Origin of the sequence: Pseudomonas sp. LTJR-52 (assembly GCF_003691465.1) — a bacterium.
GTDB lineage: Bacteria > Pseudomonadota > Gammaproteobacteria > Pseudomonadales > Pseudomonadaceae > Chryseomonas > Chryseomonas luteola.
In genome coordinates this window covers 4426942-4453207 of record NZ_CP033105.1, presented here as the reverse complement: position 1 = coordinate 4453207, position 26266 = coordinate 4426942, and the positions used below count along the sequence as shown (strand labels likewise).

The 26266-nt window shown below is 54.8% G+C and carries 22 protein-coding genes and 1 pseudogene; 9 read left to right on the top strand and 14 right to left on the bottom strand.

Going from position 1 to position 26266, the window contains the following annotated elements; all coding sequences use genetic code 11:
* Position 1 precedes the first annotated feature (1 nt).
* From EAW52_RS20760 to EAW52_RS20740, 5 genes and pseudogenes are all read right to left on the bottom strand, one after another.
* Positions 2 to 769, bottom strand: a complete 768-nt coding sequence (locus EAW52_RS20760) for a heme ABC transporter ATP-binding protein (protein ID WP_122043890.1) — start codon at positions 767 to 769, stop codon at positions 2 to 4.
* On the bottom strand, positions 769 to 1746 hold the full coding sequence (locus EAW52_RS20755) for an iron ABC transporter permease (protein WP_162997784.1): 978 nt from the start codon (positions 1744 to 1746) through the stop codon (positions 769 to 771). The genes EAW52_RS20760 and EAW52_RS20755 overlap by 1 nt, the downstream gene beginning before the upstream one ends.
* Before the next feature lie 50 nt (positions 1747 to 1796).
* Positions 1797 to 2711 (bottom strand): hemin ABC transporter substrate-binding protein, encoded by a 915-nt coding sequence (locus EAW52_RS20750; protein ID WP_122043888.1) that lies wholly within the window; start codon positions 2709 to 2711, stop codon positions 1797 to 1799.
* A pseudogene (locus tag EAW52_RS20745) lies at positions 2681 to 2904 on the bottom strand (ChuX/HutX family heme-like substrate-binding protein); the annotation flags it as partial. The gene EAW52_RS20750 and the pseudogene EAW52_RS20745, both read right to left, overlap by 31 nt.
* A 50-nt stretch (positions 2905 to 2954) precedes the next feature.
* Positions 2955 to 5213: a xanthine dehydrogenase family protein molybdopterin-binding subunit gene (locus EAW52_RS20740; protein ID WP_122043887.1), complete on the bottom strand. Its 2259-nt coding sequence runs from the start codon at positions 5211 to 5213 to the stop codon at positions 2955 to 2957.
* Between the two features lie 188 nt (positions 5214 to 5401).
* Here EAW52_RS20740 and EAW52_RS20735 point away from each other — a divergent pair, with 188 nt between their 5' ends.
* The 3 genes from EAW52_RS20735 (at position 5402) to EAW52_RS20725 (ending at position 9308) form a co-directional block, all read left to right on the top strand.
* Positions 5402 to 6175, top strand: a complete 774-nt coding sequence (locus EAW52_RS20735; protein ID WP_122043886.1) for an SDR family NAD(P)-dependent oxidoreductase — start codon at positions 5402 to 5404, stop codon at positions 6173 to 6175.
* A gap of 453 nt (positions 6176 to 6628) precedes the next feature.
* Positions 6629 to 8539 carry a 3-dehydroshikimate dehydratase QuiC gene (quiC, locus tag EAW52_RS20730; RefSeq protein ID WP_122043885.1) on the top strand — a complete coding sequence of 637 codons (1911 nt, stop codon included), beginning with the start codon at positions 6629 to 6631 and terminating at the stop codon, positions 8537 to 8539.
* Positions 8540 to 8633: 94 nt separating this feature from the next.
* The gene (locus EAW52_RS20725) at positions 8634 to 9308 is read left to right on the top strand and encodes a TetR/AcrR family transcriptional regulator (RefSeq protein WP_019364568.1); all 675 of its coding nucleotides are present in this window, start codon (positions 8634 to 8636) and stop codon (positions 9306 to 9308) included.
* 57 nt (positions 9309 to 9365) lie between these two features.
* Here the strand turns inward: EAW52_RS20725 and EAW52_RS20720 are convergent, their stop codons facing one another.
* The 8 genes from EAW52_RS20720 to EAW52_RS20685 all read right to left on the bottom strand — a co-directional run bounded on the left by EAW52_RS20720 (position 9366) and on the right by EAW52_RS20685 (position 16334).
* Complete coding sequence (locus EAW52_RS20720) at positions 9366 to 10376, bottom strand: TRAP transporter substrate-binding protein (RefSeq protein ID WP_122043884.1); 1011 nt, start codon at positions 10374 to 10376, stop codon at positions 9366 to 9368.
* A 49-nt stretch (positions 10377 to 10425) separates the two neighbouring features.
* Positions 10426 to 11706: a TRAP transporter large permease subunit gene (locus EAW52_RS20715; protein WP_019364566.1), complete on the bottom strand. Its 1281-nt coding sequence runs from the start codon at positions 11704 to 11706 to the stop codon at positions 10426 to 10428.
* The gene (locus EAW52_RS20710) at positions 11706 to 12254 is read right to left on the bottom strand and encodes a TRAP transporter small permease (protein WP_019364565.1); all 549 of its coding nucleotides are present in this window, start codon (positions 12252 to 12254) and stop codon (positions 11706 to 11708) included. Before EAW52_RS20710 ends, EAW52_RS20715 begins: the two co-directional genes overlap by 1 nt.
* Before the next feature lie 95 nt (positions 12255 to 12349).
* Entirely contained in the window at positions 12350 to 13678 is a 1329-nt protein-coding gene (locus tag EAW52_RS20705) for an MFS transporter (RefSeq protein WP_122043883.1), read from the bottom strand.
* 41 nt (positions 13679 to 13719) lie between these two features.
* Positions 13720 to 14580, bottom strand: a complete 861-nt coding sequence (locus EAW52_RS20700; protein WP_122044877.1) for a shikimate dehydrogenase — start codon at positions 14578 to 14580, stop codon at positions 13720 to 13722.
* Between the two features lie 5 nt (positions 14581 to 14585).
* Complete coding sequence (aroQ, locus tag EAW52_RS20695; protein WP_122043882.1) at positions 14586 to 15032, bottom strand: type II 3-dehydroquinate dehydratase; 447 nt, start codon at positions 15030 to 15032, stop codon at positions 14586 to 14588.
* 374 nt (positions 15033 to 15406) lie between these two features.
* Positions 15407 to 15895: a DMT family transporter gene (locus EAW52_RS20690; protein ID WP_074828382.1), complete on the bottom strand. Its 489-nt coding sequence runs from the start codon at positions 15893 to 15895 to the stop codon at positions 15407 to 15409.
* 10 nt (positions 15896 to 15905) lie between these two features.
* Positions 15906 to 16334 (bottom strand): DMT family transporter, encoded by a 429-nt coding sequence (locus tag EAW52_RS20685; protein WP_122043881.1) that lies wholly within the window; start codon positions 16332 to 16334, stop codon positions 15906 to 15908.
* Positions 16335 to 16420: 86 nt separating this feature from the next.
* Between EAW52_RS20685 and EAW52_RS20680 the strand changes: the two genes are divergently transcribed.
* Positions 16421 to 17368 (top strand): LysR family transcriptional regulator, encoded by a 948-nt coding sequence (locus EAW52_RS20680; protein WP_122043880.1) that lies wholly within the window; start codon positions 16421 to 16423, stop codon positions 17366 to 17368.
* Positions 17369 to 17844: 476 nt separating this feature from the next.
* On the opposite strand, the gene mqo is transcribed toward EAW52_RS20680, so the two are convergent.
* A complete protein-coding gene (mqo, locus tag EAW52_RS20675) occupies positions 17845 to 19476 on the bottom strand; it encodes a malate dehydrogenase (quinone) (RefSeq protein WP_019364561.1) in 1632 nt (543 codons plus the stop codon).
* A 779-nt stretch (positions 19477 to 20255) separates the two neighbouring features.
* On the opposite strand from mqo, the gene EAW52_RS20670 reads away from it, so the two are divergent.
* The 5 genes from EAW52_RS20670 to EAW52_RS20655 all read left to right on the top strand — a co-directional run bounded on the left by EAW52_RS20670 (position 20256) and on the right by EAW52_RS20655 (position 26238).
* On the top strand, positions 20256 to 21410 hold the full coding sequence (locus EAW52_RS20670; RefSeq protein ID WP_122044876.1) for a mandelate racemase family protein: 1155 nt from the start codon (positions 20256 to 20258) through the stop codon (positions 21408 to 21410).
* A 67-nt stretch (positions 21411 to 21477) separates the two neighbouring features.
* A complete protein-coding gene (locus EAW52_RS25995) occupies positions 21478 to 21741 on the top strand; it encodes a hypothetical protein (protein WP_162997668.1) in 264 nt (87 codons plus the stop codon).
* A gap of 152 nt (positions 21742 to 21893) precedes the next feature.
* Positions 21894 to 22628 (top strand): oligogalacturonate-specific porin KdgM family protein, encoded by a 735-nt coding sequence (locus EAW52_RS20665; protein ID WP_019364558.1) that lies wholly within the window; start codon positions 21894 to 21896, stop codon positions 22626 to 22628.
* A gap of 184 nt (positions 22629 to 22812) precedes the next feature.
* Positions 22813 to 24375 carry an MFS transporter gene (locus EAW52_RS20660; protein WP_122043879.1) on the top strand — a complete coding sequence of 521 codons (1563 nt, stop codon included), beginning with the start codon at positions 22813 to 22815 and terminating at the stop codon, positions 24373 to 24375.
* Positions 24376 to 24507: 132 nt separating this feature from the next.
* A complete protein-coding gene (locus tag EAW52_RS20655; protein WP_122043878.1) occupies positions 24508 to 26238 on the top strand; it encodes a transporter in 1731 nt (576 codons plus the stop codon).
* Positions 26239 to 26266 lie beyond the last annotated feature (28 nt).

The window sequence follows — 26266 nt, the reverse complement described above, 5'->3', positions numbered from 1 at the left end:
GCTACAGGTAGATCACCAGCGGATGGCCATGCACTGGGTGCTCCTGAATCAGGACATCCAGATCAAACACTGCTTTGAGGCGCTCGGGGCATAAGACTTCTTCAGGTCTGCCCAAGCCCTCCATTTGACCATGCTTGAGCAGAAGCAGCCTGTCGCAGTAGCGGGCCGCTAGGTTCATGTCGTGCAGCACGACGGCTACGGCTAACCCTTGATTGGCCATCTGCCTGATCACCTTTAGAAAGGTGTGCTGATGATGGGGGTCGAGGGCTGATGTCGGCTCATCCAGTAAGAGCACCTTATCAAAGGTGGCAGGCCATAGCTGCGCGAGTATGCGGGCCAAATGGGTTCGCTGGCGCTCCCCACCGGACAGGGTCGTATAGTGGCGTTGCGCAAGCTCGGTGAGGTCGCAAAGATCGAGTACCGTATCGACGATTCGGGTATCGGTATGGAGGCCTGTTGCATGGGGTAGTCTGCCGAAACCTGCAACTTGTCTTACCGTAAACGCAAAACTTAACGTCGAGGCTTGAGGCAGTACGGCCAAATTAAGAGCCCTCGCCTCGGACGACCATGCTGCTAGGGGCGTTGCTCCAAGCATGATATCGCCTGAGGTCGGACGTATGTCCCCACATAACGCGCCAAAGAGTGTGCTTTTTCCTGCGCCGTTGGGACCGATGACTCCCAGGATTTCGCCGCTGCGCAGCTCCAGATCAATGTCACGAATACGCCACCCGGTGGCATGCTGAACGCTTAATTCTGTTGCCTTGAGCATTACATGGCTCGTCGCAACAGCAGGAACAAAAAGAAGGGCGCCCCGATAAAAGCAGTCACGATCCCTATTGGCAATTCGGCGGGCGCCAGCAACAGGCGTGCAATGATATCGGCCAGAAGCAACAGGCTGGCGCCACTAAACAGTGCGCTGGGTAAGAGTACCCGATGGTCGGGCCCTGTAATCAGGCGCAGCAGGTGGGGCACGACCAGTCCTACGAAGCCGATCAGGCCTGCTGCTGCGACTGCGGCACCTACACCCAAAGCAGTACACAGGATCAGCTCGCCCTTGAGTCGCTCTACATCGATACCCAAGTGTCGTGCCTCGGACTCTCCAAGAAGCAACGCATTCAGGGCGTCGGCACGCCGGGGCAACCATAGCGCTACGGCCAGGCCAATCCCCACCAGCGGCCATAGCCGGGCATAGCTGGCACCGTTCAGGCTCCCCAGATTCCAGGACGTCAGCAGACGCAGCGTGGTGTCATCAGCCAGATAGGTGAGCAGGCCTATGGCAGCGCCTGCCATGGCCGTTAACGCAATACCTGCCAGAAGCATGGTGGCGACGTGTGCCTGACCGTGCCGGCAACCCAGCCGGTAAACGATGGCAGTGATCACCAGGCCGCCCATGAAGGCAAACAATGACAGCAGATAAGGCTGGAGCCCAATCGGCAGGATGAAGAGGTACTCGCCGCCGACAATTGCCAGGGCTGCGCCCAACGCCGCTCCACTGGACACCCCAATCAGGCCAGGGTCTGCAAGGGGATTGCGGAAAAGCCCTTGCATGGCAACGCCTGTCAATGCCAGTACCGCACCAACCATCAAACCCATCAGGGTACGGGGCAAACGAATCTGCCCAACTACCAACAGGGCCTGGTCACTGGCGGTAACAGGTAGACCGGAAAGATGAGCCAGCGCGCGCAACGTTTCGCCCAGGGGGAGGCGAAGCGGCCCCAGCGCCAGTGACAGCCATAGGCTGAGCAGGGTCAAGCCGATCAGCCCTATAAGCAATAACCTAGGCGACGCGCGCAGGTTCATGGTTGTCCGGCTGCCGGCTCTGGAAGATCTTGCAGGTAAAACTGTCCGGCTAGGTGCTCTGCTACTTCCGGCAGACGAGGCCCCAGTCCGCCTACCAGTACGGTGGCATCAATAGGCAGTAGGTGTCCTTCACGCACGGCCTGACTGTGCTCTAGGGCGGGATTCTGCTTTAACAGCGCCTGCGCAGCAGCAGCGCCCTCAAGGCGGCGGTCGGCAATAATGATATACGCCGGGTCAAGCCCAGCCAGCACTTCGCCGGAGAGCGCCTTGTATCCTGGCTGCGTAGCCAGATTGATACCTCCTGCCTGCTTGATCAGCCAATCGCCGAGTGTACCGGGCCCTGCGATCAACGGCCGATCTCCCGTGCCTCCAATGAGTAGAAGCACGCCAGGGCTGGCGTGATGCGCCTGAGCTGCGTGAATGCGGGATTCCAGGCTGTGGAGCGCATCACTGTAGCGGGCAAATTGCCTTTGGGCCTCTTCCGGTTTCCCCAGCCAGGTACCCAGTGCTTCCAGGGTACGATGCAGGGTGTCCAGACTAGCGTCGACCGACAAGGTTTCTACTCGCACTCCCGTTCTGCGCAGTTGATCAAGCACGGGGGGCGGCCCCATCTCTTCGCTGCCCACCAATATGTCTGGCCGCAAAGTAAGAATGCCTTCAGCGCTGAGCTGGCGTTGATAACCTATCCTGGGCAGCGTTTGAAGCGATTCGGGGTGCTGGCTTGTAGTGTCTACGCCAACCAGTCGGGATTGACCGCCCAATATGGCGATCCATTCAGTCAGCGAGCCGCCTGCACTGACCCAGCGTTGGGGCTGCTCGGCAGATAAAACGACCACGGCGATAGCCCAGAGCAGAAGTCCGATGGCAAGACGAATCTTTTTCACTGAGCAGACTCCGCCAGGGCTGTCCATTGTGCACGTTCGGGTTGGCCAAGTTTACGTGCGCCAAACATCTGCATGATCAGTTCTCCGTTGTGGTCATACGCCTCAAGGCTGGTAATGATGCCGTCCACACTCGGTTTACGCAGCGCCAAAGTGTATGAATACCCGACGCTTGCAGGTGCAGATTGAAGGCACTGTCCAATGCATTGAACCAGGTGTCTACTCACTTAGCGCCTATAACAAGCCTGACAGTGTTATCGGCTGGTAGCCTGTTTACAGAATAAGCCGCTTATCCAAGGTTAGGGGTAAGGTTCGAATCCGCTGTCCCGTTGCATGGAAAATGGCGCTGGCGACAGCAGCGGCTACGCCAACGACGGCAATCTCGCCAAGACCCTTGATGCCAAGGGGATGGCCGCGGCGGTCATCTTCTTCAATCATGATGATATCCAGATCCGGCACATCGGCCTGAGTGGGAATCAAAGCCTCGGAGAGGTCTGCATTCATCCAGCGGCCGTTGTGCCGGTCAAGACGCGTCTCTTCCATCAATGCCTGTCCCAGCCCCCATACCATTCCGCCCAAGAGCTGACTATGGGCAAGAGTTGGATTCACGATGCGACCACAGCCAAAGGCGCCTACCAGACGCTCAACCCTGAGAGTACCCAATTGCGGATCTATCAGCACTTTGACGAATTGTGCGCCAAACGCGGCGCGTCCTACCTCGGGTGGATTGATCTGATCTGCGGTACCGGCCTCGGCTTCAAGGTAATCCAGTTGGTGACGCGTCAGTAACGATACGAATGATTCCTGGCGACCCGTCCGTGAAACTAGGCCGCTTTCCTGGAGCTTCAGTTCTGCCGGGTTTGTCTTATAAAGCGTCGAGGCGGGATCTGTACTGGCCAGCGTACCCAGCTTCAGGCGCAACGTATCGGCTGCGGCGTGAAGCGCTGCGCCAAGACTCAGGGTTGTCGACGAGCTGGCCGTCAATGAGCTGTAGGGCAGTCGTGTGTCTCCCCATTCCAGTGTGACACTGCCCAACGGCAGCCCCAGCGCTTCGGCGGCAAGTTGTGACAGGGCAGTGGCGCTGCCCTGACCGATCTCATGGGTTGACGAGGAGGCGACCGCTGTTCCGTCTGCCCTTATCCGCATACGGGCGCAAGCGGCCATCTGCGCGACATGGTAAATGGACGTCGCCATGCCGTAGCCGACCTTGAATCGGCCCTCCTGCTGTGCACCCGGACGAGGATCGCGTGATTGCCAGCCAATACGTTCAGCCGCCGCCTGATAGCAGTCCTTGAGGGATTTGCTTGACCACTCATGACCGCTCTGCGGTTCCTGGTCAGCATAATTACGTAGGCGGGCCTCCAGAGGATCGATACCCTGCTGATAAGCCCATTCATCCATAGCGCTTTCGATCGCGAACTGGCTTACCGCCACACCGGGCGCACGCATCCAGCTGGGGGCATTAACGTCGAGCCGTGCGGTTTTATGCTGCGTACGCAGATGCTTGGAGGCGTAGAGCTTGGGCGTCATTTCGCCAACGGGTTCGATGAAGTTGGATGTGGTGGAGTTCTGGATCAAGGCGTCCTGCATCAGTACCTGTAATCGACCATCCTTTCCGCCGCCCAGACGGACCCGCTGCCGTGTGGCCCCGCGATAGGGCATCATGGAAAAGGTCTGGCGTCGTGTCAGGGCAAGCTTGACGGGTCGCCCGGTCCGCTTTGCCGCCATGGCCGCCAGGAGCGGGTGGACGTTACCCTTTTTGCCTCCAAAGGCGCCACCCACGAAAGGCACGATTATCCGGACCTTGTCGCGTAATGCCTCTTCAGGTGAGCCGGTTTTCATGACCTCCATGAAATCCTTTTGCAGGCCCATGTCAAAGGCCTGAGCCAAGCCATATGCATCGCCATAGGAATATTGCGTGCCGAGGTACAGTGTCAGTCGCCCATGGCTATCCCACGCAGCAATTGCGGCGCCAGGCTCCAGGGCGTTGTGATGGTGAGAAGCCGTCTCGTAGACCTGCTCGAATGTCTGCTCGGCCATTGCAAAGGCGGTATCAGGATCGCCCCGCTCCGTTGTGCTAGGCTCACCGGCCCCCACCATTTTTGGCCGTTCGGCCTTTTGTTCGTCCAAAACCAGTAAGGGCGGCTGCTCGGGGGCTGCATAACGTATTGTTACACAGGCAGCGGCGCGCTGTGCCTGCTCGGCAGTGTCAGCGATCACCAGCACAACAGGCTGCCCGCTGTAATGCAGCCGGTCATCCTGGAGCGGCTGAAAACGCGTCAGCTCTCCACCTGGCAGGGTATAAACGGGTTTGAGTTTTGGCGCGTCCAGGTGCGTCATCACACAGTGCACCCCTTCCAGTGCGAGCGCGGCGGTCGTATCTATAGCCTCAATGCGCCCTGTTGCTTGCGTACTTTGAACCACGGTTGCATGAGCCAGTGGTCCGTCTCCCGGCCCATGGGCAAGATCCGCCGTGTAGCAGGCCTTGCCGGTGACTTTGTCATACGCTTCGAGACGGTGGGGCGCTTTCATTGCAGAAACCTCATAACAGAAGCCAGCCTCTCTCTATTGGGGACACCATGATCAAAAAGGCGGTTCCAGTAGGTGCCTTGTTCCTTTGCCTGACGAGTGGGGCAGTAGAGGTGGGATACACACGGTCCATCGTAGTAACCGTGAGGGTATGGCCCTCATACATCTCAACCCACCCATAAGGAGACGATATGAGCAAGCTGGCAGGTAAAATCGCGGTTATAACCGGTGCTGATTCGGGTATGGGAAAGGCCATGGCAGCAGTGTTCGCGCGGGAAGGTGCTCATGTGGCGATTACGTATCACTCCGATCAGCAAGGTGCTCAGGACACGCTCGAGCAAGTCCGCAACGCAGGGGGGCGCGGTCTGGTAAGGCAAGTGGATGTCAGAGACGAACACAGTGTGTCGGCCCTGTTCAAGGCAGTGGACGAGGAGCTGGGGACACCCGATATTCTGGTTAATAACGCCGGTACGGGCAAAAGCAAACCCATTACCGAACTGACTACTGAGGAATTTGATCTGGTGATCAAAACCGATTTATACGGGCCGTTTTTCTGTGCCCGTGAGTTCATCCGGCGCCGCCAGCAGGTCGGTGGGCAGGGAAAGATTATCAGTATCACGTCTGTTCATGACTCAATCCCCAGCCCCAACAATGTGCCTTATGGCGCTGCCAAAGGTGGGCTTCTTACCATGACGCGCAGCCTTGCGCTGGAACTTGCGCCGCTCAAGATCAATGTGAACGCTATTGCGCCAGGGCTTATCCGAACTCCGATGACAGAGGCTCGAGTCGACGATCCCCAGAAGCGCGAGGAAGAGCTGCCCAATATTCCCTGGAAGCGTCCCGGCTATCCTGAGGAGATTGCCGAGCTGGCGCTATATCTGGTCAGCCCTGAGTCCGACTACGTCACCGGTCAGAACTTTACGATTGATGGCGGGCTGGAAATGAATTGGGGGCAGGGCGCTTAGTGTAGAAGGCACCAGTAGGTCAGATCGGTGATGCTGTACTGATCAGGCCTGCCGCTGTTTTCTTTTCAGGAAGGCCCCTTTTCATGGCGTTTGCTCCAAAACGTTTCCTTCTGCGATCCCTTGCACTGGCATTGAGAACTGCCCTTCGTATGATCTCCCGCCGACAGTAGTGTTCAGGCTGATGAGCTTTCGAAACAGTCTTCGGACTGACACTTATAGTAGAGCTGTCTTGACTTCCGACAGAAAGCCAATGCTACCTGAGGCAGAAAGGCAGATATGTTCGTTTATCGAACATAAACTAACCAGTGAGTACAAAATAATTTGTAAAAGGGGCACTATGAAGGTGAAAGATATCCAGAGTTGATACCTATCACCGCTGTAGGCGCAAAGAAAACCGATCCGGGCAGCCGAGCGGCCTGGGTCCTACAATATGCCTGCCAAGAGGGACTGATTATGCAGCGCTCGATTGCCACGGTTTCCTTGAGTGGAACCCTGCCTGAAAAACTGGAAGCCATTGCTGCCGCAGGCTTCGACGGTGTAGAGATATTTGAAAACGATCTGCTCACTTACGGCGGAACGCCGCGAGAGATCCGTCGATTGTGTGCTGACCTGGGAATTGCCATCACATTGTTCCAACCTTTCCGCGATTTCGAGGGGTGTCTGCGTGACCGTTTGCCCCGTAACCTGGACCGGGCCGAGCGCAAGTTTGACCTGATGCAGGAGCTCGGTACGGATCTGATGCTGGTGTGCAGCAACGTAGCGGTCGACTCGATAGGCGAGGAGGCTATTCTGGTGGATGACCTTCGCCTGCTGGGTGAGCGGGCGGGTGCACGCGGCATGCGCATAGGATACGAAGCCCTCGCATGGGGGCGGCACGTCAAGACCTGGCATCAGGTCTGGTCGATTGTGCAACAGGTCGATCACCCCAGCGTGGGCGTATTGCTGGACAGTTTTCATACCTTGTCATTGAAGGATGACCCAGCCGGTATCGCCAGTATTCCGGGTGACAAGATCTTTTTTGTGCAAATGGCTGATGCACCGATTCTCAATATGGATGTACTGGAGTGGAGCCGGCACTTCCGTTGCTTCCCGGGGCAAGGTGAATTTGATCTGGCCGGTTTCCTGGCGCCGATCCTGCGCTCGGGGTATACCGGTCCGCTCTCACTTGAAGTATTCAACGATGGTTTTCGCGCAGCACCTCCACGGGCCAATGCGGCTGATGGTTTCCGTTCCTTGCTTTACCTGGAGGAGCAAACCCGCAACCGCCTGGCCAATGAACCGCCTGCCGATCCGGTTGCGCCGGAGCTGTTGTTCGATCCGGTGCCACCGCTCGAATTTAACGGTATCGAATTTCTGGAGTTTGCCGTAGACGAGCCACTTCGTGCAGAACTTACGCAATGGCTAACCCGTCTGGGTTTTGCTCAGGCCGGGCAGCATCGCTCTAAGAACGTTACCTTGCTCAGGCAAGGCAGCACCAATCTCGTACTCAATGCCGAGCCTTATTCGTTTGCCCATAACTTTTTCGAAGTTCATGGACCTTCGCTGTGTGCCAAGGCCCTGCGGGTCAGTGATAGCGCAAAGGCCATGGAACGTGCCTGCCAGTATGGTGCGCAGCCATATCGCGGCCTGGTAGGCCCAAACGAGCGTGAGATTCCTGCGGTACGTGCACCGGATGGAGGCCTGATCTACTTTGTGGCCTCTGGCGCTGATGGGCGTTCGATCTATGAAACAGACTTCAACCTGAGCGCAGCCTCGTCCACGGACGATGTGCTCAATACCATTGACCATGTGGCCATGGCTCTACCCGCAGACAGCCTCGACACCTGGGTACTGTTCTACAAGAGCCTGCTTAATTTCAAGGCTGACGATGAAGTTGTGCTGCCGGATCCCTATGGTCTGGTGAAAAGCCGTGCGCTGCGCAGTCCCTGCGGGTCGATACGGATGGCGCTCAATATCTCGGAAAACCGTAATACGGCCATCTCCCGAGCCTTGTCGAGCTACCGTGGATCAGGCGTCCACCATATCGCATTCGAATGTGATGACATCTTTGCGGCCGCTGCCCAGGCCAAGGAGGCCGGAGTGCCGTTATTGGAGATTCCGTATAACTACTACGACGACCTCTCAGCGCGGTACGGCTTTGACGATGACTACCTGAGCCGGTTGGCCTATTACAATGTGCTCTATGATCGGGACGCACAGGGAGGCGAGCTGTTCCATGTTTATACGGAGCCGTTCGCGGATCGCTTCTTTTTCGAAGTTCTACAACGCAAAAACAGTTACAGTGGCTATGGTGCTGCCAATACGCCGGTCCGCCTGGCGGCCATGGCTCAGGCGCGCACCCGAAAGACGGCCGGACGTCTTTGAAGGTAGGGCTGTGCCCTACGTGGCATAGCCCTACCTTAATCCAATAACAACAACTACCATAAGGTTTTTGAACCTGCCAATGACACAACCAATAATGGCTGCCGAATCCCTTAGCCCCGATGCTGTAAAAACGCAGTCTGTTCCCCGACTGCCACGAAAGAACAACCCCGAAGAAACCAAGCAGGAAATCCTCTTGGCGGCGGTTGCCGAGTTTGCGGAAAACGGCCTGAGCGGGGCGAGAGTCGATGCCATTGCCGAGCGCACCCGAACATCGAAGCGCATGATCTATTACTACTTCGAGAGCAAGGATCAGCTCTACTCTGCGGTGCTGGAAAAGCTCTACGGGGAGATCCGCTCGACCGAGTCCCAGATGCATCTGGATGCGCTCGAACCGGTAGAGGCCATTCGGCGACTTGTCGAGTTCACGTTTGACTACCACGATCTGAATGTCGATTTCGTTCGGATCGTGTGTATCGAGAATATCCATCAGGGAAATTACATTCGCCAGTCACAGGCCATTACCTCAGTCAACTCGTCGATTGTTCAGACCATCTCTAGGATTCTGGTGCGTGGCGTAGAACAGGGCGTTTTTCGGGAGGGGCTGGATCCGCTTGAGTTGCACATGATGATGAGCTCGTTCTGCTTCTATCGGGTGTCCAACCGCTATACCTTTTCATCGATCCACCAGATCGACCTGACGGATGCAGATAACCGGGAGCGGCACAAGGAACTCATTTGCGATGTGGTGCTGCGCTATGTCTGCAAATGACTGATTGGAACGCGAATACCGCTGCATCAATTCATGCAGCGGTATCGAGAGACGGGCTTACCGTGACTTCCGCGCTTTTTGTATTTCGTCATCCAGCATCTTGACCAGAGCGGGGTCGACATCCTTCGACAGTTTTTCGATGACCGGCTTCGTTTTCTCCCGGAATCGATCCATCTCTTCCGGCGTAATTTCATTGACGGCCATGTGGCCTTTCAAGGTTTGATAGGCACTGTCCTGAGCCTGTCTGGAGACCATGCGCTGATAGGCCTGAGCCTCAGCGGCGGCCTCGGTAATGACCTTGCGCTCGTCCTCGTTCAGCTTGTTCCATGACTTTTCGCCTATGATGAACGATTGCGGGTTGTACACGTGGCGTGTCACCGACAGGTATTTCTGCACCTCGTAGAACTTGCTGCCCAGAATCACGGTATTAGGGTTTTCCTGCCCATCAACGGTTCGCTGCTCAAGGCCCGTATACACTTCGGGAAAGGGCATCGGTACGGGGTTGGCGCCCAATGCGGAAAATGTCTCCAGATAGCTGGGTGACTGTATGACACGGATCTTCAAGCCTTGCAGATCCTCCCAGCGGGCGATGGACTTCTTGCTGTTGGTTATGTTGCGAAAGCCCAGGTCCCAATACCCCAGGGTATGCAGGCCCTTGCCTTCCAAGCGTGAGGCCAATGCCTGGCCCACCGGACCATCCATGACCTGCTGAGCCTCCTGAGCATCATTGAAGAGGAAGGGGAAATCCAGAATCGCGAAGTCCTTTACCTGGGCCGCCAGGATACCGGCATTGAGGACGGTCAGGTCCAGTGTGCCGCCCTGAATGGCCGATACGGTTTGCAGATCACCGCCGAGCGTGCCGCCTGGAAAGAGCCGCACCTTGATCTTGCCCTCGCTCTTTTCCTTCACCAGATCTGCAAATTTCTGTGCGCCCTGACCCTGAGGATGTTCCTTCACATTCTGGAAGGCAAACCGTAAGGTCTGGTTACGTACCTCGGCAGCTACCGTGCTGGCATACAACACACCGATTGCGCAGGCGGTAGCCAAAGCAGTTTTAATCATCGTCATCTTGAAAGCTCCATCTTGTTTTTGTTGTTTGCGAAACGGGTGCAGTGACTTAGCTAGCCAGGAATTTCATTGGGCCTGTCACCAGCACTGGGAAAATGACCAGCAGGAGCAGTACCAGCAACTGCGCCAGGAGAAAGGGCCAGACACCGCGGATGATTTCATTCATCTGGATCCCGGAGACGCCACATACGACGTTCAGGACGGTTCCGACCGGAGGTGTGATGAGTCCTATGGCGGTGTTGATCAAAAAGAGCACGCCAAAATACACAGGGTCGATACCCGCTTGAACAACGGTTGGCATCAGCACAGGCGTCAGGATCAGGATGGTGGGCGTCATGTCCATGACGGTGCCGACAATAATAATCAGCAGCATGATCATCAGCAGCAGTACGGTGGGGTTGTCCATGAACGGATCGAGCAGGTCAACCAGCTGGCCGGGGAGGTCGGCTATGGTCACCAACCAAGACGAAACCATGGCAGCAGCGACCAATAGCATGACGACCGAGGTGGTTTTTGCCGCACTCAGGATGAGTTCATACAGATCGCTGAGCTTCAGTTCCTTGTAGATCACCGTTGCCACGAATAGCGCATAGACCGCAGCAACCACAGCGGCCTCGGTCGGTGTAAAGACGCCGAACTTCAAGCCAAACACGATGATCAGCGGCAGCCCCAATGCCCAGCTGCCTTCGATGAGCGCCTGCGCAATTTCCCGGCCGGAACGCTTGGGTGAGGTTTCTACGACCTCCTTGCGAGCGATCCACCACCAGGCAACCGCCAGAGCCGCACCGAGCATGAGCCCCGGCACAATACCGGCCAGAAACAGCTTGGAAATGGAGACACCGGAGGCGACACCGAAAATGATGAAACCAATGCTAGGAGGAATGATGGGCGCAATGATGCCCCCTGCTGCGATCAGGCCTGCCGACCGTTCGCGGCTGTGTCCAGCCGAGACCATCATCGGTACCAGAAGGGCGGCAAGGGCAGCGGCATCGGCGACGGCAGAACCGGACAGCGAAGCCAGAAGGCACGAGGCGATAATCGCCACGTAGCCAAGTCCACCTCGCTTGTGCCCTACCATGGACATCGCAATGTTCACGATCCGGCGAGACAGGCCACCTGCATTCATGATCTCGCCTGCGAGCATGAAAAACGGTACCGCCATCAATGGAAAACTGTCGGCACCGTTAAGCAGGTTTTGCGCAATGATCTGAGCGTCAAACAGATCCAGGTAATACATCATGGCGGCGCTTGCGACGAGCAGCGCAAAGGCGATCGGCATGCCGATGACCATACTGCCGACCAGAGAGCCCAGGAAAACGGAAAGAATCATCAGCTGCGCTCCCCTGAGGCTGTCTTGGGCGGGGTTACGAACGGTGTCTGCTTGTCCTTGGAGGGGGGCGAGGATACAGACGGCAGGGGAAGGAACAGTGCGGCATAGAGTTCGTACACCATGATGCCGACCGAGGTGATCCCAAAGACGAGCCCAGCCGAATAGAACACTGCCATGGACAGTCCCGATGCTGGCGCCAGTACGTCTTTATTGATGACTGCCTGTTGCCAGCTGCCCTGGATTATCAGCCACAGCATGTACAGCACGATCAGGTGAGAAAGGGTGAGACACAGGCGCTTGCCGCGGGCTGGCAGGGCTGCGAGCAGGCTACCCATGCCGATATGCGAGCGCTCCTTGAGGCCGATGATAGCCCCAAGGAACACCATGAATACAAACAGCCAGCGCGACAGTTCTTCCGATACGCTGATGCCGGAATTGAAGGCGTATCTCAAGACAACGTTGCCGAACACCAGAGCCACCATGCCAAGCATGCACAGCACCAGTAGAAGTTTGATGAAGCGAAAGTACAGGTCGATTATTGTTTTCATGACCATGCCTTTAGGTTTCTCTGCGTGTGTTGTGTTTGTTATGAATCACGAGAAACAACGACAGCCAGGCTCCGCGCGTCCCTGCGCCGGGCCTTTTAAAGTTCTATACGCTTCACCTCTCCTAAAATGAAGATGTACGAAAATGCACCGATTAGGGAAAGAACACCGATAAACAGCAGTGCTCCCACAAACGAACCCGTGGTGGCTACGATAAAGCCGACCACCAGCGGCGTAATGATGCCGGCCAGATTGGCCGCCAGATTGAAGATGCCGCCGGTAAGTCCCATGAACCTCTTGGGCGCGATGTCAGAAATGACTGCCCACCCCAGGCCCACCATGCCTTGTCCAAAGAAGGCGATGGAGAGAATCGCGATGACTAGGGTGTCATTGTCGACATAGTTCGCCGCGATGATGGTAGAAGCCAGCAATAGCCCGCTGATGATGGGTAGCTTGCGGCCTACGCTGGCGTTACCGGTGCGTTTGATGATCCAGTCGGACAACCAGCCACCAAACATCACACCTACGGCTGCGGCAATGAACGGCAGTACCGCAAAGAACCCCATCTTTACCCAACCCATATGGCGCTCGGTGGCCAGATAGGTGGGGAACCAGGTCAGAAAGAAAACCAGGGTGGCGTTACCGGCAAACTGACCGATGCACGCTCCCCAGATCTGCCGGTACTTGAGCAACTGGCTGACATTGCTCCACGTAAAGGGAACGCGTTCCTGCGAGGGGGCTGACAAGCCACCGCCAGCCTGGATGTGCTCCCGCTCCGCCTGATTCATGGCAGGGTCTTCATGGGGCTCACGGTAGCGCTTCCACCAGAGCAGGCCGAAGGCGATGCCAATGCCTCCGATGATCATGAACAGCGCGCGCCAGCCAAAGTGCGCGAGAATCATGAACAGTACCGGACTGAGAAAGGCCAAGCCGATGTATTCACCCACGGTATAAATACTCGTGGCGCGGGCACGCTCTTGCTGAGGGAACCAGGTACTGACCACTCGGCTGTTGGTGGGAAAGCACGGTGCTTCGGCAAATCCCAGCATCAGGCGCAATCCCAGCAGGGTATAGAAGCCTGAAGCAAATCCGTGCAGCAGCGTAGCGAACGACCAGGAGGTGATCGAGGCAAAATAGGTGAATTTCGATCCGAACCGATCGAGAAACACGCCACCGGGTACCTGAGCCAGCACATACGTCCAGGAAAAAGCAGAGAAGATCAGACCCATGACCGCCGCATCAATCCCAAGCTCTTGGGTCATGACCGGCGCCGAGATACCCAGAATGGTCCGGTCCAGGTAATTGATCATGGTTCCGACCGCTAGCAGGGCAAGAATCACGAAGCGTGCCCGGGTTGGCTTTTGGGATGTGGTTCCAGCGTGAGAAGGGGCCTGCACTATCTGGCCTAGTTTACTATCGGCATGCATTGTTATTGTCCTGTGTCGCTTGGCACGAAATAGAAGGCTTGTCAGTCACCCAGGCTGGCGAAATGCGCCTGCATTCTCTGGGAATCAGCGTGCTGCCCGGTAAAGAGCTCAAACGCCTTCGCAGCCTGGAAGACCGCCATGCGGCTACCGTCCAGCGTCTGGCAACCGATCTCGCGGGCGTGCTTGAGCAGTTCAGTTTCCAGTGGAAAATAAATGATCTCAGCTACCCACACCTCGGGCCTGAGCAGTTCGGCCGGTAGCGGCATGCCTGGCAGCTTGGCCATACCCACCGGTGTCGTGTTGACCAGCCCTTGAGTCGCCTGCATGGCGGCGGTCAGGTCTGTTCCCGCGCATGCACGATCAAGACCGAAAATAGCCTTGAGGTTGTCGACGAGCGCGTGGGCTTTGTCCTTATCGACATCAAAGACCGTCAATTCAGCTACCCCCTCGCGGAGTAAGGCATGAGCAACGGCTGCCCCGGCACCGCCAGCGCCCATCTGCACAACGTGCTCGCGCGAGACGTCTGGCAGCCCACGGCGAAATCCTTCCGCAAACCCGAGACAATCGGTGTTATGACCTATCCGCTTGCCCGCTTTGAGCACTACGGTGTTGACGGCACCAATGCCCAGAGCTTCCTCTGAAAGCTCATCCAACAGTGGGATAATGGCCTGCTTGCAGGGAAAGGTGACATTCAGACCTGTGAATCCCATGCGCTCGGCTGCTGTGAGTAGTTCAGGCAGAGCGGACGCTTCAAGGCCAAGCGCATCGAGGTCGATCAGCCGATAGAGGTAACGAATGCCTTGCGCATCACCCTCATGCTCATGCATGGAAGGCGTACGGGAGGATTGAATACCTGAGCCAATCAGACCGGCCAGGACAGAAGGAGAAAATAGAGTGGACATAATGGTCATTTCTTGTTCGTGAAGACGTGAGCGAAGTACTCGATGGCCATGCGATAGCCCTCCACACCAAAGCCGCATAGGACCCCTACGGCAATGGGTGAGACAAAGGAGTGATGCCTGAAGGCTTCGCGCTGATGAACGTTGGAGAGATGGACTTCCACCACGGGCAGCGCTACCGCTGTCAGGGCATCTCGGATCGCAACGGAGGTATGAGTCCAGGCCGCGGGATTGATGATGATTCCAGCATGGGCGGTTCGCGCCCGGTGAATCCAGTCGATCAGCTCACCTTCGTGGTTGGTTTGGCGGAAATCGATCTGTAGGCCGAGCGTATCGGCTGCTTCATGGCAACGCTGAGCGACATCATTGAGGGTCTCGTAACCATAGATCTGTGGTTCACGGGTTCCCAGCAGGTTAAGGTTTGGGCCGTTGAGGATGAGAAGAGAGCAGGTCATCCAGAGCACTCCGTGTTGTTCTTATGATGTTTGGGCACGCTGAATAACAAAGTGTACTAACTGGTTAATACAGTCAATCCGCCTAGAAGGTGCTTTTTATTTATTGCCTGGGGGGAATCGACTTACCAATGACAGCATCATCAAAAGAGGTCGGAAAAAAGTCTGAAAAATCAAAAGGTTCTTGATGGAGCGCGAATTTCTCTGTTGAGAAGGAGATAGTGTGCTGGGATGCAAAAACGTGCGGTTATCGTCCATGATGACAAAAGAGAGAAGCCTGCCCTAGGCGCTTACCCAAAGAACAAGCATCCCTATAACTCTAGGGAAGGAGGAGCGGATGGCAGAAGGCATCACTCAGGACACCTTCTGCCAGTTTGTCAGGTACGCTCCTCCACCGGATCAGCCTGGGGTGAACATTCCTGTATCCGATTACTCTGGTAGATCAGCGCCAGAGCGCCAAACAGCAGTGCGATAGCAACCAGTCGAGACACATCCAAGGGTCGCTCGGCATTCCCCAGCCAAGCAAAGTGATCGATGAGAAGACTCATCAGCAGCTGACCAGTAATGACGGCTACCGTAGCGGCAGCGGTGCCAACGCGAGGGATGGAAAACACCATCGCGAGCATATACACAACGCCAAACAGTGCACCGATCAGCTGCCATTTTGGAGCAGTGAAAAGTGTCATGGGATGAGGGGGTTCGAAGAAAAACACGAGCAAAAATGTAAGCAGGGCACCGCTGGTAAAAGTCAGCCAGGCGCTTTCCAGCACGCCTACCTGCGCGCCAAGCCGGCCGTTGATAGAGGACTGGGCACTGAGTACGGCGCCGCTACCTAATACGGCAAAAAGAACCAGAAATTGGAGCATAGGATATACCTCAGTGAATCAGCCAGAGAGCGACCAAGATCAATACGAACGCCATTACGCGATACCGGTCGACGGGACGGCGTGTGCTGCCTAGCAGACCAAAATGATCGATAACCAGACTGGCTCCTACCTGGCCGCACAGGATGCCCACCATGGTCATTCCGACACCAATCAGCGGCGTGGCAATGGTCAGTACGACAACATAGATAGGACCCAGAATGCCGCCCACCAGCAGCCAGCGTGGCTGACTGAATAATTGGGCCATTTTCGGGCGCGCAAAAATCAGCGCAAATGTGAGGAGTGCGGCGCCAACGAGAAAAATCGACAAGGTAGCGGAGAAGTGACCTACTTCCCCTCCCAGCGGCCCTAACAGGCCTGCCTCCATCGACAGACCCATGCCGGCAATCAGCACAACTAACAGAATCAGAGCATGTTGCATGTTTATCCTCAAGAAAAAACAATGCGCTACGCTAGTAAGTTGTCATAATTGGAACAATCGTCTTTCAGACAAATAACTATTGTTTTATGAGCAACTCGCCTTCCATGCTGGCCTTGCGGCTGTTCGTCAGGGTCGCGTCGGTCAAGAGCTTTACGCAGGCAGGTGCAGAGTTCAATTTGCCTGCCTCATCCGTTTCGCGCCATATCTCTGCGTTGGAGGCGACGTTGGGGCAGCGGCTCTTGTATCGCCACACTCGGGCAGTCCGATTGACCGAGGCAGGGGAGCGCTATTACCAACATGTTCGGGACGCCCTGCTTCAGCTGGATATGGCGGCGGAGCAGATTGGTGGAGACACTTCAGAGCCGCAGGGAATACTTCGGCTCAATGCCGCCGTCGCCCTAGGGCGTCTGCATCTGGTTCCATTGCTGGTAGAGTTTCAAAAGCGATATCCAAAAATAGACGTCGAGCTGACATTAACGGATGCGTTTATTGATCCTGTGCAGGAAGGGGCTGACATTACTTTCCGAGTAGGACGCCTGGAAGATTCTAGCTTGGTGGCGCGCAGTTTAGGAGAGCAACGGTTCGTGGTGTGTGCTGCGCCGATGTATCTGGAACGGCAGGGTATACCGCAAAGTCCCGGGGCGCTTGAGTATCATAACTGCCTGGTCTACAAGGGAATGCGCGGTGTGCGTCAATGGTATTTCCGCTCTACAAGCCAGACACCCTTTCAGGCCTATCAGGCCAAAGGTAGCTTTAGAAGCAATAATGCCGAATGCCTGCTTGAGGCGGCGGTGCTTGGGGAGGGGATCGTACTGTTCCCGACATGGCTTGTGCATCAAGCGCTAAGCAGCGGTGCACTGGTAGCAGTGTTGACGGACTGGGAAGCGTCAGAGGATCTCGAAACCCATGCGGTGCATGTGATCTATCCGGAGAACCGCATGCGCTCAGCCAAGGTGAAGGTTTTTCTGGATTTCCTGTTTCATCATGTCGGTCAGCCACCCTACTGGGACAATGGCTTGCCCGTTCAGCGTTGAGAACGCTTAATCCTCGATGCCTGTACCCGCACGACTGACTTTGGGATGCGCGTGAAAAGCTTGGCAGACGTTGGCTATGTGGGAGAACGCGATACTGTTAATCTGCTTCACGACTATTTACCGCTTCAGTCGCGTTACAAGTATCTAATCCTGTACCAGTAGTCTGATATAGACGCTCTACAACGCCCTTTTGGCCTAAAAGCCCGTTCGCAGGCGAACTCATTTATCTTTCGTCTTACCAAGCTTGTATCGGCATCTCGTTAAAGACTTCAAGTAAGGTTTTCAAGATGAGCGAAGACGATATCGAGTTCATTGCTTCCTGGCTAGGACTCATTCTTTTTACGCGGATTGTACTATTCAGTCTGGGCTATGGTTGATGGCCCTAACGCTAGACGGAATGCGCCATGAAGACGCTTGCAGACGGACATTAAAAACGGCACCCGAAGGTGCCGTCTTAACCAAGGTAAACGAGCTGTTTAAAGCGCAGCCGTTTTTGCCTCAGTCGGCTGATTTTCTTCAGCCTTGTTTTCAGACGCTGCCTGCTGGGTAGCGGTAGCATCTTTAAGCTGGAGTACACCAGCCGTGTAGCTGCGGACTTCCTTGATCAGCGGAGCATTGTTATCCAGCGACTGACCGTAGGACGGAATGATTTCCTTAAGCTTGCCCTGCCATTCTGACGTCGCAACCTTGTCCTTGAACACTTTTTCTAACAGATGAAGCATGATAGGGGCGGCAGTTGAAGCACCAGGCGAGGCACCCAGCAGTGCAGCAATGGAACCGTCCTGTGAGGAAACCACTTCGGTACCAAACTGCAATTTGCCATTGCCGTTCGCATCTTTCTTGATGATCTGTACACGCTGGCCAGCGGTCCAGAGCTTCCAGTCTTCCTTGCGAGCGTTCGGGTAGTAGTCCTTCAGTGCAGCGAAGCGGTCTTCATCAGACTGCATCAACTGACCGACCAGGTACTTGACCAGATCGAAGTTGTCCATCCCCACCTGCATCATGGGCCAGGTGTTGTTGCTGGTCATGGAATGCATGAGGTCCATTAGCGAGCCGTTCTTCAGAAACTTGGTTGAGAACGTTGCGAACGGTCCGAACAGAATAACGCGCTTGCCATCCAGCGTACGGCTATCAATGTGCGGCACGGACATGGGCGGCGAGCCCACAGATGCCAAGCCGTAGGCTTTTACCTCGTGACGTTTGGCGATTTCCTGATTTTCAGTTACCAGAAACTGGCCGCCAACCGGGAAACCAGCATAGCCATTGGCTTCAGGAATACCTGTTTTCTGCAGCAGCATCAGAGAAGCGCCGCCTGCACCAATGAAGACGAAGCGGGTGTTCACCGACGTTTCCTTGCCGCCATTGGCCAGGTCCGCAACGGTTACTTTCCAGGTGTTATCGGGGTTGCGCTTGATATCACGAACTTCGCTGTTCACTGAAAGCTTGAACTGCGAATGATTTTCCAGCGAACCTACCAGCTGGCGAGTGATTTCACCGAAGTTTACGTCAGTCCCTGCTGGCATCCAGGTCGCTGCCACTTTCTGCGCAGGGTCACGACCTTCCATGATTAGCGGTGCCCACTGCTTGATCTGGTTGTGGTCTTCCGAGTACTGCATACCCGCATACAGCGCGTTTTTCTGCATGGCTTCATAACGCTTGTGCAGGTAGTTGACGTTGTCGTCACCCCAGACAAAGCTCATGTGCGGCGTGGTATTGATGAACGATCTAGGGTTTTTCAATACACCGTTCTTGACCTGGAAAGACCAGAACTGACGGGAAATCTCAAAGCCTTCAGTAATCTTCGGAGGCTTGGTGACATCGATGGTGCCGTCCTTGAGTTCGGGCGTATAGTTCATTTCCGCGAAGGCAGAATGGCCCGTTCCGGCATTGTTCCAGCCGTTGGAACTTTCTTCGGCTACCTTGTCCAGACGCTCGTACATATTGATCGTCCAGGTGGGCTCAAGCTCTTCCAGGTAGGTAGCCAGGGTAGCGCTCATGATACCGCCACCGATCATTACAACATCGACAGGAGCATTATCATCGGCCCAGCTGTGTCCGGACATCGCGAACATACTGGAGCACAGAGCAGCGAGAACACGCTTTTTCATGCAGATTTTCTCTAGTTAGGCATACAAGCAAATGAAATCAGATAGCGCTATCTTATCGGCTATCTACAGGTTTGCTTGAGTGGGCAAGGCACACTTCTTTTTGGTTATGTAACGCATCAGGTCGAATAAAGTTAGGTCGACTCGACATGAAGCACGCGCACAGCCGAAAAAATTCAAGGTCCGGATCAAGAGGGGGCAAGATATCCACTCAATACTGCCACTACATTGCGTTGGGTGTAGCGGAGATATCATGAGAAGCTTATCTAAGCGCTCAATGAAACGTGTCCAGTAGAATATCGCGAAAAAGCCGCGACGGAAAGTCACACCTTAAAGTTCCGGTCAATAAGACTAAAGTTTAATGTCTGGCAGGGAGTCGGCAAGACATTATCATCGACACGCGCAGCGTCGTCCGGTATTGCTCTGCTCGTTCTGTCCTTTCTCCTGTACCTGCCTGCAATCAACACCTGGTCTTCCTATCCTTGTGTAGTAAGACGACTATGTTGTCTTTTGCATAAGAGGCTGACCGGTCAGTCATTACTTTTTCAGATTTGAAAAATAATTTATTTGAGCTGCTTATAAGTTTGATGAAGTTATTTCTCCGCCAGGATTCGCTTTTTAGAGCCAATTTGGCGTTATTTTTCAATTCTATTAAAGTCTCAAGCTGGAAGCTGTAACCTCCTTGACAAAATGGCGCTCACGAAAAATACTGTGTCACGTGGTATGACGACATACCGGAAATTGCTCCAAAAAGAACAATAGTCATGGACAGCCTTCCTCTTATGAATATCTCCCGTGTCAGTGTCGATGTGTTTTCCTATCCCACTCGCCGTGCTGTCGATAGCGCAGGGCATTCCCATCCGGGAGATGAAGTCCAGGCCCGTATGGCATTGTTGAAGATCACCACGGAGGACGGTTGCGAAGGTTATGCCTTTGGCACTCCGGAATTGCTTCGCCCATACATCATTGACAATTTTGTACGCAAGGTACTGGTTGGACAGAACGCGCTTGACCGTGAACGACTCTGGCAGGATCTGGCGCATTGGCAGCGGGGAAGTGCAGGTCAACTTACCGACCGCAGCCTGGCCCTGGTGGAGCAAGCGCTCTGGGATTGGGCTGGCCGCAAGTTCCAGGTCCCAGTCTACAAGCTGTTGGGTGGCTACCGAGACAAGGTCTTGGCCTATGGTTCTACCATGTGTGGCGATGACTTGCCTGATGGCCTGTCAACACCTGACGAATATGCGCGTTTTGCCGAAAAGCTCGTAGCCCGTGGTTACAAGGGTATCAAGCTGCATACCTGGATGCCGCCCATTTCCTTCGCACCCGATGCCAAGATGGACGTAAAAGCCTGTGCCGCCGTACGTGAGGCAGTAGGCCCGGATATTGCCCTGATGCTTGATGGCTACCACTGGTACAACCGTACTGATGCCCTCTACATCGGACGCGAAATCGAAAAGCTGGATTTTGCCTGGTTTGAAGAGCCTATGATGGAGGAGTCCGCAGAGTCGTATGCCTGGCTGGCTGAAAATCTCACCATTCCTGTATTGGGGCCTGAAAGCCTGGGCGGCAAGTATCACAGCCGTGCGGGGTGGGTGAGTGGAAAGTCCTGCGACATTCTACGCGCCGGGGTAGCTGGCGTAGGCGGCATTGGCCCATGCGTCAAAGTCGCTCACCTGGCTGAGGCGTTCGGATTGGATTGTGAAGTTCATGGTAATGGTGCACCCAATCTGGCTGTCGTGGGCGGAATCAAGAACTGCTCCTGGTACGAGCGCGGGCTATTGCATCCATTCTTGGAGTATGACGACGTACCTGCCTATCTCAACAGTATCGTCGACCCCATGGACAAGGACGGTTACGTCCACCTGCCTGACCGTCCTGGCCTGGGTGAGGACATCAACTTTGCCTATATCGAAGCCCATATCGTGAGCCAGCACTGATCCACGGTTGTGCCTGGGCTAATCATGCCCTGGCAGGTCTTGAACAATTATAAAAAAGGACTGAGCTATGAACCCGAACACCGTTCGCCTCTCGCGTGTCTTCTTCGAGTGCCTGGCCCGTCTCTCCAGGCGAGTACCGGAACTGTATAACCTGGGACTGGCTGGTACAGCGCACATTCATGCTCAGTCCTCCTCGTGCATCGCCTCGATACCCTGCCGTATCAACCGGCTACAGGCTTTCCGCTCCAGTTCTCTTGTTGCTCTGCCATTACCTCTGGCGATGACCGGCCGATGTAATGGTCGGCGCGGCCGGGCCAAAAGTCCCGCCTAAGCGCCGCTGGCAGGCCTGGCTTGCCGTTCGCGTGTTATCCATCTGAACCAATCGTGCCGCCGAATAGATCGAGAGCCGTACACCCCTGAATGCCGGGCTGTTACCGCTTAAGCCTATTCATCTCTCTGTACGTTATTAACAAGAATAAGATCATGAAGATAACAATAAAGACGCTAGCTGTTGCGACCTCTCTGGGAATCACCGTTTTGGCAGGCAATGCTCAGGCTGCCGATTCGGGTTATATCAACTATCGGCACCAGTATTTAGAGGACTCCAAACTTCACTCTGATCGCGTTCTGATCGGTATACGTCTGGACAATGGACTCGGTTTCGAAGGGGAACTGAAGTACAAGACCGGAGGCAGCCGTAAGGACGTCGCGTTTGATAACACCGTAGGGGATGGTCACGAATTTACGGCTGATTATCGGTACTCCCTCACTCCTCAATGGACGATTGCACCTTTTATAAGTTTGGTTGCAGTGGAAAACGCAACGACTTATCGAACCGGCGCGCGCCTGGGTTACAAGGTAAACAATCAGTGGACAATCAGCGGACGCTACCGCTACGAGGCCCGCAAGCTGGATCGCAATCAGGTCGACAACTCCGTGCCTGATAGAGCCAAGCGTGACCAGCACGTTCATCGCTTCGATGGCTGGCTGGGCTATGCCCCGGGCGGGAAATGGTCATATGAATATAACTTGGTTTATTTCAAGGCTGACTATACCCGTTATAACGGTAAGAAAAATGATTATGAACAGGCATTGGCTTTTAAATATAAACTAGATAAACGCTGGCAACCGTTCTTCGAAGTAGGTGATGTAAAAGTTAACTCTACTGATAGTGATCGCCAAATGCGCTTACGTGTAGGGGTGCATTACAGCTTTTAAAAAGTAATCGCTATAAAACGCAAAATAAATAATCGTGAAGGTGCAATGAAGATGATTTGAAATACAGACCCACGGGTTTGCATCTCAAGTAACTCATTGACGTTGCCTTCATTCGTGCTTCTGAAACAACAAGAACATCATTTCAGAACAACGAAGTCATGTTCTCTTTTATTCGGTGAATAATATGAGAAGCGATACTGCTGGGCACCACGTAGGGCGGAAAATCACGCTAAGGCATCAATTGGCGTATGGAGGAGGCAACTTACTGGGTAGCGGAGCACTTGCTATCAGCGGCGCCTGGTTATTGTATTTTTATACGACGTTCTGTGGTCTATCGATGATCCAAGCGTCACTGATCTTTTCCATTGCAACCGTTATCGATGCAATCAGTAATCCTTTGATGGGTTATCTCACCGATAACTTCGGTAATACCTGGCTGGGCAGGCGTTTTGGACGTCGCCGCTTTTTCCTGTTGATTGGCGTACCGCTGATGGTGTTCTACCCACTACTTTGGGTAGAGGGATTCGGCTTTTGGTATTACCTCAGCACATATGTAATTTTTGAGCTGATCTATACCTCCATCATGGTCCCCTATGAAACCCTGGCGACCGAGATGACGGACGACTTCGCTGTTCGTTCGAAGCTGACAGGTTATAAGGCCATCTTCGGAAAGATTGCCAACTTTCTGGCCGCCTTCATCCCCGGCCAATACATTCTGATCTATGGAAAGAACTCCGCTGAGCCGTTTTTCCTGACTGGATTAACCTACGGCGCGATTCTCATGGGTGCAGTGGCCTGTCTGTATTTCTCGACATGGGAACGCAGTAGCGAAGAAACCCAGATCCGCAAGGCCAAGCAGTCATTGGGCCGTACGCTGCTGTCACTGGTGCAGGACACGTACTCGACCTTTGCGCTGAGGATTTTCCGTAAGCACCTTGGCATGTATCTGTTTGGATTTGGCGCAGAGTGGCTGTTTGCTACGGTATTCACGTACTTCGTGATCTTTGTTTTGCAGTACGACCCAACTATCGTTGCAGGACTCAACAGCTTGAGTTCGATCATGCAGTTGTTCTCCACCGCACTTTTCATAGCGTTTTGTGTAAAGTGGGGGTTCAGCAAGCCGTACATTCTTGCCTTGTCCGTCGTGATGTTTGCCGTTGGCTGCTACAGTCTGTTGCACTTCTTTGACCTGCCAACCCATGTCGCCACCATTGCGATCTTCACTATCACCGTTATTTTCGGTATCGGCACGGGCGGTGTGTATTACATCCCGTGGACGGTCTATACCTTCCTGGCGGATGTGGACGAAATCTATACCGGCCGTCGTCGCGAGGGCATCTATGCAGGTTCGATGACATTCTGCGGCAAGATTGTCCGCTCCATCATTGTCTTCATTATGGGGGCTATCCTGAGCTACTACGGGTTCCAGTCCAAGGCTCAGACCCAGCCGGAAACGGCTGTGACGGCCATCGCCCTGGTGTTCTGTATCGGTGTTGTCAGTCTTGCCTTGATCGCAATCGTCTATAGCACGCAGATGCGTCTGAACCGTCAGACGCACAAAGTGGTCCTGGATGAAGTGGCTCGTGTGAAGGCAGGTGGCAATCCTATGGACATCAAGCCTGATGCCCGTGCGGTGATTGAAGATCTGGTAGGACATCCTTACGAGGAGTGCTGGGGTAACAATGCACTCTGCAGGAAGATGCAGATTACGCCAGAATTCGCACCAACGCCCAAGACAGCCATGTAACCGCTATGGCACCGGTACTCAGTGTCGGTGCCTGCTTACTCTTCTGACAAGGCATTCGTCCGCCATAAAAAACTATTCCGCTTGGTGGGCCGAAATGTAAGCAGTGCTGATCCTTGCAACTGGACTGTCTAGATGAATGCTTTGGATATCACCGTTATTGCTCTGTATCTGCTGTTCATCGTATGGGCAGCCTGGTGCTTTCGTCATTATGCACAGAGCAGCAGTCAGTTCATCAATGGCGGTGGCTCCATGCCCTGGTGGATGGCCGGAGCGACTGCCTTTATGACGCAGTTCAGCGCCTGGACGTTTACCGGCGCCGCAGGAAAGGCCTTTACCGATGGCTTTCCCGTTCTGGTCCTGTTCTGGGGCAATGCTCTAGGATTTTTCATCGCCTGTCTGTTCTTTGCGGCACGTTACCGCAAGCTTCGGGTTGAAACCTCGATGCAGGTGATTGCTCTGCGTTTTGGCAAACCGACCGAGCAACTCTTTACTTGGCTGCAGTTTCCGCTCTCAATCTTTACGGCCGCCATCTGGCTTAATGGATTGGCCTATATCCTCGCCTCGATAACCGGCTTTGGCATGGTACCGACCCTGCTTATCACCGGTACGGTTATTACCTTCATTTCCGCCAGTGGCGGTGCCTGGACAGTCAACGCAACCAACGTCATCCAGCTGGTTCTGATCTTGGCAATTACCCTGGTAACCGGTTGCTTTGCGCTATACACAGGCGGTGGACCAGGCAATATCGTCGAGCGCTTTCCCGTGGATTTTTGGCAGGGGCACGACATGAACCTGTGGCAGATCCTGTTGTTCTGGATTGCCATGATCCTGATGCAGCAGGTGCTGTCGACCAACAACGCGATTACCTGCTATCGCTTTCTGGTTACTCGAAACGAGCATGAGGCTCGGCGGGCAGCCTTTCTGGCCGGGGTTCTTTTTGTGGTCGGTCCTGTCCTATGGTTTATTCCGCCGTGGGTAGCCGCCACGCAAGGTGCAGACCTTATGGGGCAGTACCCTCAACTGGGCGAGCAGGCAGGAAACGCGGCCTATCTCTACTTTGTTCAACAGGCAATGCCAGCCGGTACGGTCGGGCTTACATTAGCGGCAATGGTGGCTGCGACCATTGCTCCCATGAGCACTGCGCTCAATCGCAATGCGGGGATCTTTATTCGTAATGTTTATCAGCGTCCTGCCCATGGGGAGGCCCACTTGCTTGCCATGGGTCGCTGGGTGACGCTGCTCAATGGCGCCCTGGCCACCCTGACAGCATGGAGGATAGCCGAGCAGGAAGGCACAGGGTTCTTCGAGCTGGCAATGATGGTCAGCTCCCTGTTTCTTCTGCCCCTTTCCATTCCTGCTCTGTTGGCCGTGGTCGTACGACAGACCCCGGATTGGGCGGGTTGGAGTACGGTGCTGGTCGGCGCAGCGGTATCGCTGATCTTTTATATTGGCTTCAACCCCGTGGCGCTTCCTGCGTGGTTGGGTGCGTATACGCTCACCGAACGTGAGGCGAGCGATCTGAAGTTTGGGGTGACGGTTCTGGCGCATGTGGTTTTCACGGGTGGTTTTTTTATCGGGACCCGCGTCTGGTATAGCCCTACCCGTAACACCAAGAGGCGGCAACAGCTCACGCTATTCTTTCGCAATATGTATCGTCCCCTGCAGCCCGATGAGATTGTCTGCGTCGATCCTTCCCAAGCCAGGAGGCTAGGCGCCCTGGTAACAGGTATGGGGCTGCTTTTACTTCCACTTCTTCTGTTGGCTGAGGCTCCCCAGGGGCGCTGGTTGCATGCCGCTATTGTAGGAACGGTACTGATATCAGGATTAGCACTGCGACATTGGGCAGGCAGTAGTAGAACATAAGCAGATAATAAGTGTTTAACGCTCAGAA

Coding starts and splice junctions, on each gene's coding strand:
- EAW52_RS20760 (WP_122043890.1), bottom strand. CDS start 769: ATGCTCAAGGCAACAGAATTAAGCGTTCAGCATGCCACCGGGTGGCGT.
- EAW52_RS20750 (WP_122043888.1), bottom strand. CDS start 2,711: ATGGACAGCCCTGGCGGAGTCTGCTCAGTGAAAAAGATTCGTCTTGCC.
- EAW52_RS20740 (WP_122043887.1), bottom strand. CDS start 5,213: ATGAAAGCGCCCCACCGTCTCGAAGCGTATGACAAAGTCACCGGCAAG.
- EAW52_RS20735 (WP_122043886.1), top strand. CDS start 5,402: ATGAGCAAGCTGGCAGGTAAAATCGCGGTTATAACCGGTGCTGATTCG.
- quiC (WP_122043885.1), top strand. CDS start 6,629: ATGCAGCGCTCGATTGCCACGGTTTCCTTGAGTGGAACCCTGCCTGAA.
- EAW52_RS20725 (WP_019364568.1), top strand. CDS start 8,634: ATGGCTGCCGAATCCCTTAGCCCCGATGCTGTAAAAACGCAGTCTGTT.
- EAW52_RS20720 (WP_122043884.1), bottom strand. CDS start 10,376: ATGACGATGATTAAAACTGCTTTGGCTACCGCCTGCGCAATCGGTGTG.
- EAW52_RS20715 (WP_019364566.1), bottom strand. CDS start 11,706: ATGATTCTTTCCGTTTTCCTGGGCTCTCTGGTCGGCAGTATGGTCATC.
- EAW52_RS20710 (WP_019364565.1), bottom strand. CDS start 12,254: ATGAAAACAATAATCGACCTGTACTTTCGCTTCATCAAACTTCTACTG.
- EAW52_RS20705 (WP_122043883.1), bottom strand. CDS start 13,678: ATGCATGCCGATAGTAAACTAGGCCAGATAGTGCAGGCCCCTTCTCAC.
- EAW52_RS20700 (WP_122044877.1), bottom strand. CDS start 14,580: ATGTCCACTCTATTTTCTCCTTCTGTCCTGGCCGGTCTGATTGGCTCA.
- aroQ (WP_122043882.1), bottom strand. CDS start 15,032: ATGACCTGCTCTCTTCTCATCCTCAACGGCCCAAACCTTAACCTGCTG.
- EAW52_RS20690 (WP_074828382.1), bottom strand. CDS start 15,895: ATGCTCCAATTTCTGGTTCTTTTTGCCGTATTAGGTAGCGGCGCCGTA.
- EAW52_RS20685 (WP_122043881.1), bottom strand. CDS start 16,334: ATGCAACATGCTCTGATTCTGTTAGTTGTGCTGATTGCCGGCATGGGT.
- EAW52_RS20680 (WP_122043880.1), top strand. CDS start 16,421: ATGAGCAACTCGCCTTCCATGCTGGCCTTGCGGCTGTTCGTCAGGGTC.
- mqo (WP_019364561.1), bottom strand. CDS start 19,476: ATGAAAAAGCGTGTTCTCGCTGCTCTGTGCTCCAGTATGTTCGCGATG.
- EAW52_RS20670 (WP_122044876.1), top strand. CDS start 20,256: ATGAATATCTCCCGTGTCAGTGTCGATGTGTTTTCCTATCCCACTCGC.
- EAW52_RS25995 (WP_162997668.1), top strand. CDS start 21,478: ATGAACCCGAACACCGTTCGCCTCTCGCGTGTCTTCTTCGAGTGCCTG.
- EAW52_RS20665 (WP_019364558.1), top strand. CDS start 21,894: ATGAAGATAACAATAAAGACGCTAGCTGTTGCGACCTCTCTGGGAATC.
- EAW52_RS20660 (WP_122043879.1), top strand. CDS start 22,813: ATGAGAAGCGATACTGCTGGGCACCACGTAGGGCGGAAAATCACGCTA.
- EAW52_RS20655 (WP_122043878.1), top strand. CDS start 24,508: ATGAATGCTTTGGATATCACCGTTATTGCTCTGTATCTGCTGTTCATC.